The sequence below is a fragment of the Streptomyces sp. NPDC025651 genome (assembly GCF_055558735.1).
Map to the genome: position 1 here is coordinate 313,008 of NZ_JBVHLZ010000002.1, position 15,302 is coordinate 328,309.

Below are 15,302 nucleotides of genomic sequence, written 5' to 3' on the forward strand. Positions count from 1 at the left end.
CCTCAACTTTCGTCCGGCCCGACGAGGGCGGGACGCGCCTGCGCCCACTCACCGCGCTCACCCCACCCAACCTGCCTCAACCGCTCGGCCTGCCCCACCCGTTCACCCTCGTCGACCGAGAGCCCCAACTCGTACGCCAGGATGGCCGCCTGCGTCCTGTTGTCGAGGCCGAGCCTGCGCAGGATCCTCGACACGTACGTCTTCACGCTGGTCAGCGACAGATGCAGCGCCTCGGATATCTCTTTGTTGCTCATTCCCGCGCCCACCAGCGCGAGTACCTTCACTTCGCCCTCGCCGAACGACGCGACTTTCCCGGCCAGTTCCGCCACCCGAGGAATCCGGGCCCGGGGCGCGGGACGGCATATAAGGCGCTGCATGACGGCGTACGAGAGAACACTCGCGCCGGCCGCCACGGAACGCACCGACGAGACGATTTCACGCGGCGTCGACGTCTTGAGGAGAAGTCCCGCCGCACCGGCCTGGAATGCGCCGCGCACCGATTCTTCCGAGTCGTGGTTGGTGAGGACAAGGACCCGCGCGGAAGGCGTTGACCTGGTCAGTTGAAGCGTCGCGTCAATTCCGCCGACCCCGGGCATGCGAAGGTCGAGAAGCACCACGTCGGGCGCGAGTTCCCGGGCCATGCTGACCGCCTCGGCGCCGTCGGCCGCCTCGCCCACGACCACCAAGTCGTCGGCCGCGCCGAGCAATGCGCGCAGGCCCGCGCGGATCACCGGCTGGTCATCGACGACGAGTACGCGAACCACGTTCATTCTTGCCTTGATTGAAGCGCATGTGAGTCTGCCGACGAGCCTGTCATGCGCTTGATGATAACGGGGCTTCCGATCAACTCCGGTTTCCGCCTCAGGACTTTCGACCATTCCGAAAGGCCCGGGGCAGGCCGTAAAGTCCTTTACCGGGGTCGGTGTACAGCGCAATGAGCCGGGTGAACGACGTGACAGGCATACAGGCCGCACTGGTGCGGAAGGCCCGGAGGAGGGTACGGAGAACGACCCGGCGGGCCGCCCGCGCCTGGGCGGCACACCCCGCCGCGCGGCGCGCCGCGATCACCGACGTGACGATCGCCGTCGCGGTCCTCGCGCCCTCGCTCATCGCCCTGCCCACGGGCGGAAGGCCGCTGTTCCTGTGGCGGTTGGCGGCCCTGCTGCTCGCCGCGTCCCTGCTCGTGCTGCGCCGCGTCGCCCCCTGGCTCGCCCTGCTCGCGGCCTCCGTGGCCACGCTGCTCGACTACTCGGCGCGGCTCACGATCATGGCGGCGTCGTACGCGGTCGCCCTCTACCAGCGGCGCTTCCGCGTCGCCGTCCTGCTGCTCCCCGTCCTGCTCGGCATCCTGTACTCCCTGGACGTACCGCCCGACGACCGGCTCGACCTGGACGGCCTCGTCGCGTTCACCGCGGACGTCCTGCTGCCCGCCCTGACCGGCCTGGCGGTGCGTCAGCAGCGGCGCTACGGTCGGGCGGTGCGGCGCGGCAACCGCATCGTCGACGGACTCCTGGAGGGCGCGGCCGACCTCGCCGTCGAACGCGAACGCGCGCGCCTCGCCCGTGACCTGCACGACGGCATCGGCCACCAGCTCAGCGTCGCCGCGCTGTACGCGGGCGTCCTGGAGCAGCGCGCCCCGGACGACGAGCGGCTGCGCTCCTCCGCGCGCACGGTGCAGGACGCGTGCGCGCGGGCCGCCCAGCAGCTCTCCGACGTCCTCGGCGTGCTGCGCGGCCACGGCGGCGCGGCCGAACGGTCCGACCCCGGTGTTTCGATCGCGGAACTCGTCCAGTCGCTGAACGCGGCCGGCGTCGACGTCCGCTTCCGGCCGCCGCCGTCCGACGCCGCGGTGCTGCTGCCCCACGAGACGGCACTCGCCGTCTTCCGCATCGCCCAGGAGGCCCTCACCAACTCCCTCAAGCACGCGCCGGGCGCCCGCGTCGACGTGGCCCTCGATCGGTCCACCGACGGCACGGTCGCCCTGACCGTGCTCAACGGACCGGCCCGTCACCCCCGCTGGGGCGCGCCGTCCAGCGGCCTCGGGCTGCGCGGCATGCGCGAGCGCGCGGAGTCCTGCGGCGCGACGCTCACCACGGGCCCGCTGCCGGAGGGCGGCTTCGCGGTCCGCCTCGCGGTCCCCGCGCCTCGCTGAGCACTCACGCGCGGCTTGCGCTCACGGACACAGCGAGCGCCAGATCCGCTCCGGCAGGATGCGCGCGGCCTCGTCGAGGTCGACGTCGTCGTCGACACCGGAGAGCCAGCGGCGCGCGGTGGCGATGACAGGCCCCATGATCAGCGCCTCGGCCACGGGCACGGGCACCGGCGCGATGTCGCCCGCCGCGACGTGCCGCCGCACCCAGTCGGCCATCGGCGTCAGCCTGGCCTCCTGGGCGTCGCGCAACTGCCTGGCCTGCGCCATCCCGAGCCGGTCGGCGTAGGAGGAGTGCAGGAGCCGGGACGCGTCCGGATGCTCCTGGATGAAGGCCAGATACACCCGTACCAGGGCGCGCACGGCGGTCCTCGCGCTGCGGGCACGCTCCACGGCCCCGGCCAGCTCCCCGAGCAGTCGGCCGAGCCAGCGCAGCAGCAGGGCGTTCATGAGGCCGTCGACGCTGCCGTAGTGGTGGTAGAGGCTGCCGAGGCTGACGCCGCTGGCCTTGGTGAGGGCGCTGACGGTGACACCCTGCTCCCCGGACTCGGCGTACACCTGAAGCGCCGCGTCCAGGAGGCGATCAGCGGTTTCAGCACCGCGTTGTTGCTTGGGGGTCATGGTGGGAACCAGCGTAGAGCACCATTTTTTCTAGAACTATTTTCTAGAAACACACTCCAAAGGAGCCGTCGGCCGATCCACACTGTCCCGGTGTCAGAACCCATACCTCCCACGCCGCGGCCGAGCCGCGCCCCCAAGCCCGGAGCCCGCGGCTGCCTGGCGGTGCTCGTCGCCGCCGGCGTCGCGATCGGCGCCGGCCTGCTGAGCCGGGGGGACGACGGCGACAGTTCCGCGTCCCCCGCCCCGACCTCCAGCACGGGGACCTACGCCCCCTCGACCGACGCCCCCTATCCCAGCGACCCGTACTCGAGCGATCCGTACGACACCGCGACCGACGACCCGATGGCGACGCCTTCGAGCGCGGCCCCCAGCCCGTACGAGCAGGGCACCTGCCTCAACGGCACACTGCCGGACTCCGAGACGGCGCAGGAGGTCAGCGGCGTCGACGAGGTGTCCTGCTCCGCGTCGGACGCCCACTACCGCGTGATCCAGACGATCCCCCTGACGTCGGACCTGAGCCGCTGCAAGAGCAACTCCCAGACGCAGTACGCCTTTTCGTACCGCTACACGATCAACGGATCGACCATCAACGAGTACGTGTACTGCCTGGTCGGCCTGGGTTCGTACGCACGCTGACCGCATCGCCCCGCCACCGCCACCGCCACCGCCACCGCCACCGCCACCGCCACCAAAAGTGAAACCACTTTCTAGAAAAACCTTCCAATCCGGTGGCCGGATGGTCCAAACTGATCACGTGCCGGGCCTGTGTCCGTCCGTGCGGACGGGGGGAGCGCACGGACCGGCACGGTCCGGCCCCGGGGGAGGCCGGTGGACGGGGAGAGCGTGAACGGGGCAGGCGGGGCAGACGAGTTCGACCTGACGGGCAGCGGCGCCGAGCCGCTGCACCCACAGGACCCGCGGCAGATCGGGCCGATCCCCCTGGTGGGACGGCTCGGCGCGGGCGGCATGGGCCGGGTGTACCTCGGCGTCACCGACGGGCGATACGCCGCGGTCAAGCAGATGCTGGCGTCCGTCGTCGCCGAGGACCGGGGCTTCCTGCGCCGCTTCGGCCAGGAGATGGACAACCTCGCGCGCCTGCCCGCCGAGGCCACCGCTCCCCTCCTGGCGAGCGACCGCACCGCCGAACCCCCGTGGTTCGCCACCGCGTACGTCCCCGGGATCACCCTGGCCGAGGCCGTCGAGGACCACGGCGGCCCGCTCTCGCCGGACGCCCTGTGGCTGCTCCTGCGGGAGGTCGCCGCGGGCCTGGAGTCGGTCCACGCCCGCGACATGATCCATCGCGACCTCAAGCCGTCGAACGTCATGCTGACCCTCGACGGCGTCACCCTCATCGACTTCGGGATCGCCCGAGCCGCCGAGCAGAGCCAGCTCACGCAGACGGGCCTGGTCGTCGGCACGCCGGCCTACATGTCACCCGAACAGGCCTCGGGCAAACGGCGGTTGACCAGCGCGTCGGACATCTTCTCGGTGGGCCTCCTGGTCGCGTACGCGGCGAGCGGCCGCTGGCCGTTCGGCGACGGAGCCGAGGGCAGCCCGCTCTACCGCATCGTGCATGACACCCCTGACCTGGCACCGATACGCGAGCGCGACGCCGAACTGGCCGAGGTGCTCGAATCCTGCCTGGACAAGGACCCCGAGGGCCGCCCAACGGCCCCGGAACTGAAGAATCTCGCGCCCGCACACACCTCAAACACCCCACATCCCTCACAGCCCTCACAGCCCCAACCGGCCTGCTCGACCTGGTCGGCCCCGACACTGAAACTCCTGACCGAACGTGCGACGTTCGCGTCGAAGGTCCGGCCCCCGACGGAGACACCGCCCCCGCCACCCACCCCCCTGGTCACGACCGTCCCCGCCCCGCCCCGCCCCGAACGGCGCCGCAACCGCGTCCTGCTGGCCGCCGTCCCCGTGATCGTGGTCACCGCGGGCGCGACGCTGGCCCTGCAGAACCTCCCGTACATCACCGGCCCGGACCGCGCCGCGGGCTCGACGCCCTCGGCCACGGCGTCGGCGCAGCCGCCGGGCGAAGACGAGTCGGCGAGCCCGGAACGGCCAAAGAAGAAAGAGAAGAACAAGGAGGAGGAGAAGAACAGAAAGGACGACTCCCCCTCTTCCAAGGACAAGCCGAACGCGAACGACGGGTCGAGCGGCGACAGTTCGGGTTCCGACGGCGGAAAGGGCGACGGAGAGAACGGCGGCACGAACACGGGAGACTCCTCCGGCGAAGGCTCATCGGACGAGGACTCGTCCGGCTCGGGCTCGTCCAGCTCCGGCTCATCCGGTCCGGGCTCGTCCGACGGCGACGCCCCCAAGCCGCCGACGTCCCCCGACTCCCCCTCCTCCGGCCCCTACCGCCTGAAGAACGCCGACAACGAGGCCTGCCTGACCCAGGTATACGGCTCCGCGGACGACGGCAGCTGCGGCGACGCGAGCGCGTCCTGGAAGACGGTGAGCGCGGAGAACAACAGCTTCAAGGTCGTCAACAAACAGAGCGGCGCCTGCCTGGTCGCCAACATGCTCGGCCAGGCGGTCTTCGTCGGCGACTGCACCCGGGGCGAGGCACGCCTGTGGCGCTGGGGCTCGGGCGGCACACTGAAGAGCACCAGCAACGGCGGCTGCCTGGACCTGGCCTACGGCGGCGGAGTGGCAACGGCGACGTGCGCATCGGGAAAGGCATCACAACGCTGGGCAAGGTCATAGCCCCAGACGCCGCCCAGAACTCACCAAGACGGCCAGAACAAGAAGAAGCCCAGATCACGCAGAACGTGACCTGGGCCCCAAATGAGCCGCCTTCGGGATTCGAACCCGAGACCTACGCATTACGAGTGCGTTGCTCTGGCCATCTGAGCTAAGGCGGCGCGCCGTCCGCACCATGGTGCGATCAGCAACGTGCCCAAGTCTACACAGTTATCGGGGGTGCTCCGTACACCCCCCTCGGACCGGCCCCCGGGCGGGCCGAGATTCCGCCCGCACCCCCTATGAGCAGCGCTTTCCGTCCTCGGGAGCGGTGCCCTTCAGGAGGTAGGCGTTGATCGTCGAGTCGACGCACTCGCTGCCGCGGCCGTACGCCGTGTGGCCGTCGCCCTCGTAGGTGAGGAGGCGGCCCGAGGAGAGCTGGGAGGCCAGGGCCTTCGCCCAGCGGTAGGGGGTGGCGGGGTCGCGGGTCGTGCCGACGACCACGATCGGGGCCGCCCCCTCCGCTTCGATGCGGTGAGGGCCGCCCGTGGCCTCCACCGGCCAGTACGCGCAGTTCAGCGACGACCAGGCCAGGCCCTCGCCGAAGACAGGGGAGGCCTTCTCGAACTCGGGCAGCGCCTTCTCGACCTCGTCCGGGGAGGTGAAGGCGGGCGGCAGGTCCAGGCAGTTCACGGCCGCGTTGGCGAACATGAGGTTCGCGTACGAGCCGTCGCCGTCCCGCTCGTAGTAGCTGTCGGAGAGGGCCAGCAGGCCCGCGCCGTCCTTGTCCTTGATCGCCGAGGCCAGCGCGTCGCGCAGCTGCGGCCACGCCCCCTCGTCGTACATCGCGGCGATCACGCCCGTCGTGGCGAGCGCCTCGCCGAGCTTGCGGCCGGAGGTGTCGGAGGCGGACAGAGGCTTTCCGTCCAGGTCGCGGAAGAAGGACTTCAGCCGCCTGCCCGCGTCCTCGGGGCTCCCGGAGCCCAGCGGGCACTCCGCGCCGCGCGCCACGCAGTCCTTCGCGAAGGACCGGAACGCCGTCTCGAAGCCGGCGGTCTGGTCGCGGTTCATGCGGCGCGCGGACAGGGACGGGTCCATCGCGCCGTCCAGGACGAGGCGGCCCACGCGCTCCGGGTAGAGCCCGGCGTACGTCGCGCCGAGGAACGTGCCGTACGAGGCCCCGACGTACGACAGCTTCTCGTCGCCGAGCACCGCCCGCAGGACGTCCATGTCACGGGCCGCCTCGACCGTCGAGACATGCGGCAGGACCGTCGCCGACCGCGACTCGCAGCCCTCCGCGAACCCCTCGAAGGCGGTACTCAGCTTCTTGGCCTCGCCCCGGTCATCGGGGGTGACGTCGGTCTGCGTGTACGCGTCCATCCGCTTGCCGTCGAGGCAGGTGACGGGCTCGCTGCGGGCCACGCCGCGCGGGTCGACGGCCACCATGTCGTAGCCGGCACGGACCTCTTCGGGGTAGCCGAGAGCCGCGTACGACTGGAGGTAGCCGATCGCCGAGCCGCCGGGCCCGCCGGGGTTGACCAGGAGCGAGCCGATGCGACCGCTCTTCTTGGTGGCCTGCTTGCGGGCCACCGCCAGCTTGATGTCGCCGGCGGTGGACTCGGCGTAGTCGAGCGGGACCTTCATCGAGGCGCACTCGAAGCCGGGGACGCCGCACTCGTGCCAGCTCAGCTTCTGCCCGTAGTACGGAGCGAGCTCCGCGGGCGTCGAGCGGGGCAGCGCGGCCATGGAGGCGTCCGCCGTCGAACTCCCCGAAGAGCAGCCGGAGATGAGCAGCCCTGCGGTCACGAACAGCGTGCCGCATGTACGGAAAGAGAGGAGACGGCTGCGACGGGCGCGACGGCTGATGTCCATCACGCGAGACTAACTCTCCGAGATGGATCGTTCACTCGCGGTACTCGTACGGGTGACACCGTCAATCGACCACAGGACGGCGGCCGTTCACCAGGACGGCGGCCGTTCACCAGGGCGGCGGCCGATCACCCCGACCGCAGCGCCACCGTCATCGCCTCCACCGCGAGCAGCGGCGCCACATTGCGGTCCAGGGCGGTGCGGCAGGCGCCGATCGCCTCGATGCGGCGCAGCGTCGACTCGGGCGAGGAGCCGAGGGCCAGGCGCTGCAGCATGTCCTGCACCTCGGTGTTGGCGATGGCGACCTGCGAACCCAGCTGCAGGGCAAGGACGTCCCTGTAGAGCCCGGTCAGATCGGTGAGCGCCAGGTCGAGGCTGTCGCGCTGCGTACGCGTCCTGCGGCGCTTCTGCTTGTCCTCCAGGTCCTTCATGACGCCCGCGGTGCCGCGCGGCATCCGGCCGCCCTGCGCCGCGCCGAGCGCCGCCTTGAGCTCCTCGGTCTCCTTGGTGTCGACCTCCTCGGCGACCTGCTTCGCGTCCTCCGTCGCCGTGTCGATCAGTTCCTGCGCGGCCTTGAGGCAGCCGCCGATCTCCTCCACCCGCAGCGGCAGCTTCAGGACGGCGGCCCTGCGCTCACGCGCGCGTGGGTCGGTCGCGAGGCGCCGGGCACGGTCGATGTGCCCCTGTGTGGCGCGCGCCGCGGCCGCCGCGACGTCCGGCTCGATGCCGTCTCTGCGTACGAGTACGTCGGCGACCGCGTCCACCGGAGGCGTACGCAACGTCAGGTGCCGGCAGCGGGAGCGGATCGTCGGCAGCACGTCCTCCAGGGAGGGCGCGCAGAGCAGCCACACGGTGCGCGGGGCGGGCTCCTCGACGGCCTTCAGCAGGACGTTCCCCGCGCCTTCGGTGAGGCGGTCGGCGTCCTCCAGGACGATGACCTGCCACCGGCCGCCGGCGGGCGAGAGCTGGGCCCGCCGCACGAGGTCGCGGGTCTCCTTCACACCGATGGAGAGCAGGTCCGTGCGCACCACTTCCACGTCGGCGTGCGTGCCGACCAGGCTGGTGTGGCAGCCGTCGCAGAAGCCGCAGCCGGGGGCGCCGCCGAGCGCGCGGTCCGGGCTCGTGCACTGCAGGGCGGCGGCGAAGGCGCGCGCGGCGGTGTCCCGCCCGGAGCCGGGCGGGCCCGTGAACAGCCAGGCGTGCGTCATCTTCGACGACTCCGGCGGCGGGGTGTCCGCGGCGGCCGCCGTCACCAGCGCGTCGGCGTCCCGGGCAGCGGCCCCCAGCTGCTCGCCGACCCGCTCCTGCCCCACCAGGTCGTCCCACACGCTCATGGGGTCACCGCCTTACGCTGCGCTCTGTTCCTGCCCGCCACCGGAACTGCCCATTGTGGCGGACGCCTCTGACAATCCCGTCCGGTCGCCCGGTCGCCCGGTCGCCCGGTCGGCGAGGCCCGGCGGCCTGCACGGCCCCCACGGACCCCACAGTCCCCACGGCTCCACGACTCCACGGCCTCCGTGACCTCAGCGGCCTCAGCGGCCCTTACGGCCCCGGCGTCCCCGTCCGCCCCGGTCATCGTCGTCGTCCTCGTGCGAGCCGAGCAGTTCGTCCGCCAGCGACGGCAGGTCGTCCAGCGGCGTCTCCTCGGCCCAGTCGGAACGGGGCCGCCGCGGCACGCCCTGCTCGTCGACCTGAGGCAGCTCCCGGGTCCGGTCGTCGGAACCGTCGGGCGAAGGCGCAGGCGCGGCCGCCGGGCGCTCGTCCCGGAAGTACCCCGGCGGAACCTTGTCCTCCCGCACGGGCGGCAGCACGGCCGTCTCGTCCGCGGCACCCGAGGGCACGGGCGGCTTCGGCAGGACCGCCGTCTCGTCCGCCGCGGAACCGTCGGCCGGGACCTGCGGCAGCACGGCCGTCTCGTCGGCGGGACCGGACGACGGCTTCACCACCGGCGTGGGCACGGTGGTCTCGTTGTCCGGCACAACAGGCACATCCGCCACATCCGACGCATCCGCTGCATTCGACGCATCCGTCACATCGGAAGCCGGAGCCGCAGGAGCAGGCGCCGGAGCCGGCGGAGCCACGGGCTTCGAAGCCGCCGCGGCCGCAGCCGCCGAAGCCGCCGCGAGACGACGCGCCTCCTCGGCCCGCAACAGGGCCTCCTCCGCCTTGCGCTGCTTCTCGAGCCGCCGCTCCTCCGCCTCGGCCCGCAGCCGCGCCTCTTCCTCGGCCTCCCTGCGGCGCCGCTCCTCCTCGGCCTTGCGGACCTTCTCCTCGGCGAGGAGCCTGGCCTGCTCCTCCTCGGCACGGCGCTTCGCCTCCTCGGCGCGCTGCCTGGCCTCCTCGGCCTGCCGCTCGGCCTCGCGGCGCTGGGCCTCCTCCAGCTCGCGCCGCTTGCGCTCCTCCTCCTCGGCACGGAGCTTGGCGAGCTGCTCCTGGCGCTCGCGCTCCAGGCGCTCCTCCTCGGCCTTGCGGGCGGCCTCCTCCTCGGCCTTGCGCCGCGCCTCCTCCTCGGCGGCCTTGCGGGCCTCCTCCTGCGCCTTGATCTCGGCCTCGGAGAGCGGAAGGACCACGTCGAGCCGGTGCCGGATCACGGTCGTGACCGCCTCCGGCTCCTGGGAGGCGTCGACGATCAGGTAGCGCCCCGGGTCGGCGGCGGCGAGCGTGAGGAAACCGGAGCGCACGCGCGCGTGGAACTCGGCGGGCTCCGACTCAAGCCGGTCGGGCGCCTCCGTGAACCGCTCGCGCGCGGCCTCGGGCGACACGTCGAGCAGGCACGTCAGATTCGGTACGAGACCTCCGGTCGCCCAGCGGTTGATGCGGGCGACCTCGGTCGGCGACAGGTCGCGTCCGGCGCCCTGGTAGGCGACGGACGAGTCGATGTAGCGGTCGGAGATGACGACGGCGCCGCGCTCCAGGGCGGGCCGTACGACCGTGTCGACGTGCTCGGCCCGGTCGGCGGCGTACAGCAGCGCCTCGGCGCGGTGCGAGAGACCGGCCGACGACACGTCGAGAAGGATCGACCGCAGCCGCTTGCCGACGGGCGTGGCCCCGGGCTCGCGCGTGACGACGACCTCGTGCCCCTTGGCGCGGATCCACTCGGCGAGCGCCTCGGCCTGCGTCGACTTGCCGGCGCCGTCGCCGCCCTCCAGGGCGATGAAGAAGCCGGTGGCGCAGGGCGCCTGCACCGGGTCGTCACCGCCGCGCAGCGCGTCGAGCAGGTCGTGCCGCAGCGGTACGCCCTGCCGGTCGTCGGCCTTGGCGAGGACCAGCGCGGCCACCGGCAGGAGCAGCGCGCCGACCAGCATCAGCGTGAAGGCGGCGCCTCCGTGGTCGAAGACGAACTTGCCGTTGACCATGCGGTGCGGCCCGATCGCGGCGGCGACCACCGGGGCCACGAGCGCGGCGAGCGCGACACACAGTCGTACGACAGCCTGCAGGTGCTCGGTCGTACGGGCCCTGCGGTAGTCCTCGACCTCCTGGTCGAGCAGCGCGTGCCCGGTGTTCGCGGCGACGCCCGCGCAGACCCCGGCGAGGGCCAGGAGCAGCAGCACGGTCGTCACGTCGGGCACGAGGCCCGCGGCGAGCAGCGCCACTCCGGTGAGGGCGATGGCGAGCGCGAGCAGCCGACGGCGCGACAGCGAGGGCAGCAGGGACGGCGCGGTACGGATGCCGACGGCGGTGCCGCCGGTCAGCGCGAGGACGATCAGGCCGTACGTGACGGGACCGCCGCCCAGGTCCTTGGCGTGCAGCACGGCGACGGCGACCGCGGCCGCGACGGCCACGGCGACCGCGGCACAGGCCGCGACGAAGAGCGGGATGGCGCCGGTGCGGCCCTTGTCGGTGCCGGTCCCGGTGCGCGGCCTGCGCAGCCCTTCGAGCGGGCTACGCGCGCGTGGCGTCTGGGCGGCGGGAAGTTCGAGGAAGTAGACGATCGAAAGGGACGCGGCGAAGAGCCCGGCCGCGACGAACGAGGCGAGCCCCGCCTGGTGCAGCGAGAACCAGTCGAGCCCGGCGCCCAGGAGGTTGCCGACGAGCGTGATGCCGACGAGCGCGGCGGCCGCGATGGGCAGCGCCAGGAATCCCGTACGCAGGGACAGGCGCCGCAGCGCGTCCATGTGGTCCGGCAGCGGCCGCACCGTCGCGCCCTCCAGGGGCGGCGCGGGCAGCAGCGCGGGCGCCGCGCTCTCCCGGGCGACCGTCCAGAACCGCTCGGCGACGCCGACGACGAAGGACGTCACCAGGATCACCGCGAGGGCGTTGTCCGGGGTCCAGTCGATCCACAGCGGCGCGACGACAAGGAGTGCGGCGCGCACGCCGTCCGCCCCGACCATGGTCCAGCGGCGGTCGAGCGGACCGTCCGGAGAGGTGAGGGAGGTGAGCGGTCCGAGGAGCACCGCTCCGAAGAGCAGCGTCGCGAGAACGCGTGCTCCGAAGACGGCGGTGACGGCGAAGGCCACGCCCCGATAGCCGCCTCCGAAGGCCCCTTCGACGATGGCCGACTGGAGCGCGAGGATCACCAGGACGAGCAGTGCGAGGGCGTCGCCGACACTGCCGACGAGCTGGGCGCTCCACAGCCTCTTCAGCTGCGGCACACGCAGCAAGGCGCGAACGGCGCGCTCTCGGGAATCTGCGACCAGGGCGTCGTCGGGGGCCGGATTTCCGGCCGTTGGCTGCTCGGCACGCGTCATCCGTCCAGCCTATCTGGACGGACAGCGTCCTAGTGGAACCACCCGAACAAACGACCGTCCGGAAGCCGTCCCCGTGGTGGGCACAACGCCCACTGCCGGGCACCCTTCCAAGAACAAGGCACCCGGCAACGAAGACGTCACTCCTCCGAAGCAGCACCCTTAGAAGCGGCCGCCTTCTTGGCAGTGGTCTTCTTGGCGGTCGTCTTCTTGGCGGTGGTCTTCTTCGCGGCAGTGGTCTTCTTGGCCGCCGTCTTCTTGGCGGCAGCCTTCTTCGCCGGCGCCTTCTTCGCGGCCTTCTTGGCCGTCTTCTTCGCAGGCCCCTTCGCCCGCTTCTCCGCGAGCAGCTCGAAGCCCCGCTCCGGGGTGATCTCCTCCACGGAGTCCGCCGCCCGCAGCGTCGCGTTGGTCTCGCCGTCGGTCACGTACGCCCCGAAGCGCCCGTCCTTGACGACGACCGGCTTCCCGCTGACCGGGTCCTCGCCCAGCTCCTTCAGCGGCGGCTTCGCGGCCGCACGCCCCCGCTGCTTGGGCTTGGAGTAGATCTCCAGGGCCTCTTCCAGCGTGATGGTGAAGAGCTGCTCCTCGGTGTCGATCGACCGGGAGTCCGTGCCCTTCTTCAGGTACGGCCCGTACCGCCCGTTCTGCGCGGTGATCTCGACGCCTTCGGCGTCCGTCCCGACCACGCGCGGCAGGGACATCAGCTTCAGGGCGTCCGCAAGGGTGACCGTGTCGAGGGACATCGACTTGAAGAGCGAGGCCGTACGCGGCTTGACCGCGTTCTTGCCGGTCTTCGGGGTGCCCTCGGGGAGCACCTCGGTGACGTAGGGGCCGTAGCGCCCGTCCTTGGCGATGATCTGGCGGCCGGTCTCCGGGTCGGCGCCGAGTTCGAAGTCGCCGCTCGGCTTGGCGAGCAGCTCCTCCGCGTACTCGACGGTCAGCTCGTCCGGCGCCAGGTCGTCGGGGACGTCCGCGCGCTGGTGGTTCTCGGCGTCGCGCTCGCCCCGCTCGATGTAGGGGCCGTAGCGCCCGACGCGCAGCACGATGTCGTTGCCGACGGGGAACGACGACACCTCGCGGGCATCGATGGCGCCCAGGTCGGTGACGAGCTCCTTGAGGCCGCCGAGGTGGTCGCCGTCGCCGTTGCCCGCGTCGGCGGCGCCTGAGGAGCCCTCGCCCTCACCCTCGCCGAAGTAGAAGCGCTTCAGCCACGGCACGGCCTGCGCCTCGCCGCGCGCGATGCGGTCGAGGTCGTCCTCCATCTTGGCGGTGAAGCTGTAGTCGACGAGCCGGCCGAAGTGCTTCTCCAGCAGGTTCACCACGGCGAAGCTCAGGAAGGAGGGCACGAGCGCCGTGCCCTTCTTGAAGACGTAGCCGCGGTCCAGGATCGTGCCGATGATCGACGCGTACGTCGAGGGGCGGCCGATCTCGCGCTCTTCCAGCTCCTTGACCAGCGAGGCCTCGGTGTAGCGGGCCGGGGGCTTGGTCGCGTGGCCGTCGACGGAGATCTCGTCGGCGGAGAGCGCGTCGCCCTCGTTGACCTGCGGGAGCCTGCGCTCGCGGTCGTCCAGCTCGGCGTTCGGGTCGTCGGCGCCCTCGACGTACGCCTTGAGGAAGCCGTGGAAGGTGATGGTCTTGCCGGACGCGCTGAACTCGGCGTCGCGGCCGTCGGAGGCACGGCCACCGATCTTGACCGTGACGGAGTTGCCCGTCGCGTCCTTCATCTGGGAGGCGACGGTCCGCTTCCAGATCAGTTCGTAGAGCCGGAACTGGTCGCCGGTCAGGCCGGTCTCCGCGGGCGTGCGGAAACGATCACCCGAGGGACGGATGGCCTCGTGCGCCTCCTGCGCGTTCTTGACCTTGCCCGCGTACGTGCGCGGCTTGTCCGGCAGGTAGTCGCTGCCGTAGAGCTGCGTGACCTGGGCACGGGCGGCCGCGACCGCCGTGTCCGAGAGGGTCGTGGAGTCCGTACGCATGTAGGTGATGAAGCCGTTCTCGTACAGCTTCTGGGCCACCTGCATGGTGGCCTTCGCGCCGAAGCCGAGCTTGCGGCTCGCCTCCTGCTGCATCGTCGTCGTACGGAAGGGCGCGTACGGCGAGCGGCGGTACGGCTTGGACTCGACGGAGCGTACGGAGAAGTGCGTGTCCTGGAGGGCGGCGGCCAGCGCGCGGGCGTTCGCCTCGTCCAGGTGGAGGGTGTTCGCGCTGCCGGGCTTCAGCTGTCCGAGCGAGCTGAAGTCGCGGCCCTGCGCGATGCGCTTGCCGTCGACCGTGGTGAGGCGGGCGACCAGCTGCGACGGGTCGGAGGCGTCACCGGCGCGGCCCGTGCCGAAGGTGCCGGTCAGGTCCCAGTACTCGGCGGAGCGGAAGGCGATGCGCTCGCGCTCCCGCTCGACGACGAGCCGGGTCGCCACGGACTGCACGCGGCCCGCCGACAGCCGCGGCATGACCTTCTTCCAGAGCACCGGCGAGACCTCGTAGCCGTACAGGCGGTCGAGGATGCGGCGGGTCTCCTGGGCGTCGACCATGCGCTTGTTGAGCTCGCGCGGGTTGGCGACGGCGCTGCGGATCGCGTCCTTGGTGATCTCGTGGAAGACCATCCGGTGGACGGGGACCTTGGGCTTCAGGACCTCGAGGAGGTGCCACGCGATGGCTTCGCCCTCGCGGTCCTCATCGGTGGCGAGGAAGAGTTCGTCGGACTCCTTCAGGAGGTCCTTGAGCTTCTTGACCTGCGCCTTCTTGTCGGCGTTGACGACGTAGATCGGCTGGAAGTCGTGTTCGACGTCCACGCCGAGACGGCGCACCTCGCCGGTGTACTTCTCGGGCACCTCCGCGGCGCCGTTGGGGAGGTCACGGATGTGCCCGACGCTGGCCTCGACTACGTAGCCGGGGCCGAGGTAGCTCTTGATCGTCTTCGCCTTGGCAGGCGACTCGACGATGACGAGTCGGCGGCCGCCCTGTGCGGTCTCGCTGGTCGGGGACAACTTCGCTCTTCTCTCCGGTCGACGCTCGGTGGCAGTGCGCGGTGGCAATGCTCGTGGCAGTGCGGTGGCAGTGCTCGCATGGCTTGCGTTGCGCTGTCGCTGCGGAGTGTGACGGTACATCCCGCCCCCGTGTCAAACGGGAAAAGCCCGCAACGGCCACTCGAACGGTAACCCGACTACCGCCATCTCTGCCGCCCGGAGTGGCGACCTGCTGTTTCGGCGCCCCATGGGGCCCACGGGCCGACGGCACCGGCGCGATCCCCGGAAGACGATCGTCCGTCCTCCTGGAACAAGCTG

General features: G+C 71.6%; 9 protein-coding genes and 1 tRNA gene. 3 read left to right on the top strand and 7 right to left on the bottom strand.

The window, feature by feature from the left end; translation table 11 throughout:
• Positions 1-2 precede the first annotated feature (2 nt).
• Entirely contained in the window at positions 3-770 is a 768-nt protein-coding gene (locus ACZ4D5_RS09390) for a response regulator (protein ID WP_467771754.1), read from the bottom strand.
• Between the two features lie 182 nt (positions 771-952).
• Between ACZ4D5_RS09390 and ACZ4D5_RS09395 the strand changes: the two genes are divergently transcribed.
• Positions 953-2,152 carry a sensor histidine kinase gene (locus ACZ4D5_RS09395; protein ID WP_467771755.1) on the top strand — a complete coding sequence of 400 codons (1,200 nt, stop codon included), beginning with the start codon at positions 953-955 and terminating at the stop codon, positions 2,150-2,152.
• A gap of 21 nt (positions 2,153-2,173) precedes the next feature.
• Here ACZ4D5_RS09395 and ACZ4D5_RS09400 read toward each other — a convergent pair whose 3' ends face one another.
• On the bottom strand, positions 2,174-2,770 hold the full coding sequence (locus ACZ4D5_RS09400) for a TetR/AcrR family transcriptional regulator (protein ID WP_467771756.1): 597 nt from the start codon (positions 2,768-2,770) through the stop codon (positions 2,174-2,176).
• 90 nt (positions 2,771-2,860) lie between these two features.
• On the opposite strand from ACZ4D5_RS09400, the gene ACZ4D5_RS09405 reads away from it, so the two are divergent.
• Positions 2,861-3,406, top strand: a complete 546-nt coding sequence (locus ACZ4D5_RS09405; RefSeq protein WP_467771757.1) for an LppU/SCO3897 family protein — start codon at positions 2,861-2,863, stop codon at positions 3,404-3,406.
• A gap of 207 nt (positions 3,407-3,613) precedes the next feature.
• Positions 3,614-5,491 (top strand): serine/threonine-protein kinase, encoded by a 1,878-nt coding sequence (locus tag ACZ4D5_RS09410; RefSeq protein WP_467771758.1) that lies wholly within the window; start codon positions 3,614-3,616, stop codon positions 5,489-5,491.
• 84 nt (positions 5,492-5,575) lie between these two features.
• Here ACZ4D5_RS09410 and ACZ4D5_RS09415 read toward each other — a convergent pair.
• The 5 genes from ACZ4D5_RS09415 to topA form a co-directional block, all read right to left on the bottom strand.
• Positions 5,576-5,649: transfer RNA gene (locus ACZ4D5_RS09415), tRNA-Thr, on the bottom strand.
• 118 nt (positions 5,650-5,767) lie between these two features.
• The gene (locus ACZ4D5_RS09420) at positions 5,768-7,339 is read right to left on the bottom strand and encodes an alpha/beta hydrolase (protein ID WP_467771759.1); all 1,572 of its coding nucleotides are present in this window, start codon (positions 7,337-7,339) and stop codon (positions 5,768-5,770) included.
• Positions 7,340-7,464: 125 nt separating this feature from the next.
• Positions 7,465-8,670 (bottom strand): DNA polymerase III subunit delta', encoded by a 1,206-nt coding sequence (locus tag ACZ4D5_RS09425; RefSeq protein WP_467771760.1) that lies wholly within the window; start codon positions 8,668-8,670, stop codon positions 7,465-7,467.
• Between the two features lie 198 nt (positions 8,671-8,868).
• On the bottom strand, positions 8,869-12,024 hold the full coding sequence (tmk, locus tag ACZ4D5_RS09430) for a dTMP kinase (RefSeq protein ID WP_467771761.1): 3,156 nt from the start codon (positions 12,022-12,024) through the stop codon (positions 8,869-8,871).
• Between the two features lie 137 nt (positions 12,025-12,161).
• On the bottom strand, positions 12,162-15,005 hold the full coding sequence (gene topA, locus ACZ4D5_RS09435; RefSeq protein WP_467771762.1) for a type I DNA topoisomerase: 2,844 nt from the start codon (positions 15,003-15,005) through the stop codon (positions 12,162-12,164).
• Positions 15,006-15,302 lie beyond the last annotated feature (297 nt).

What these genes read in the sequence shown, in the direction of transcription:
- ACZ4D5_RS09400 (WP_467771756.1), bottom strand. Translation starts at nt 2,770, where the DNA reads ATGACCCCCAAGCAACAACGCGGTGCTGAAACCGCTGATCGCCTCCTG.
- ACZ4D5_RS09420 (WP_467771759.1), bottom strand. Translation starts at nt 7,339, where the DNA reads ATGGACATCAGCCGTCGCGCCCGTCGCAGCCGTCTCCTCTCTTTCCGT.
- tmk (WP_467771761.1), bottom strand. Translation starts at nt 12,024, where the DNA reads ATGACGCGTGCCGAGCAGCCAACGGCCGGAAATCCGGCCCCCGACGAC.
- ACZ4D5_RS09425 (WP_467771760.1), bottom strand. Translation starts at nt 8,670, where the DNA reads ATGAGCGTGTGGGACGACCTGGTGGGGCAGGAGCGGGTCGGCGAGCAG.
- ACZ4D5_RS09390 (WP_467771754.1), bottom strand. Translation starts at nt 770, where the DNA reads ATGAACGTGGTTCGCGTACTCGTCGTCGATGACCAGCCGGTGATCCGC.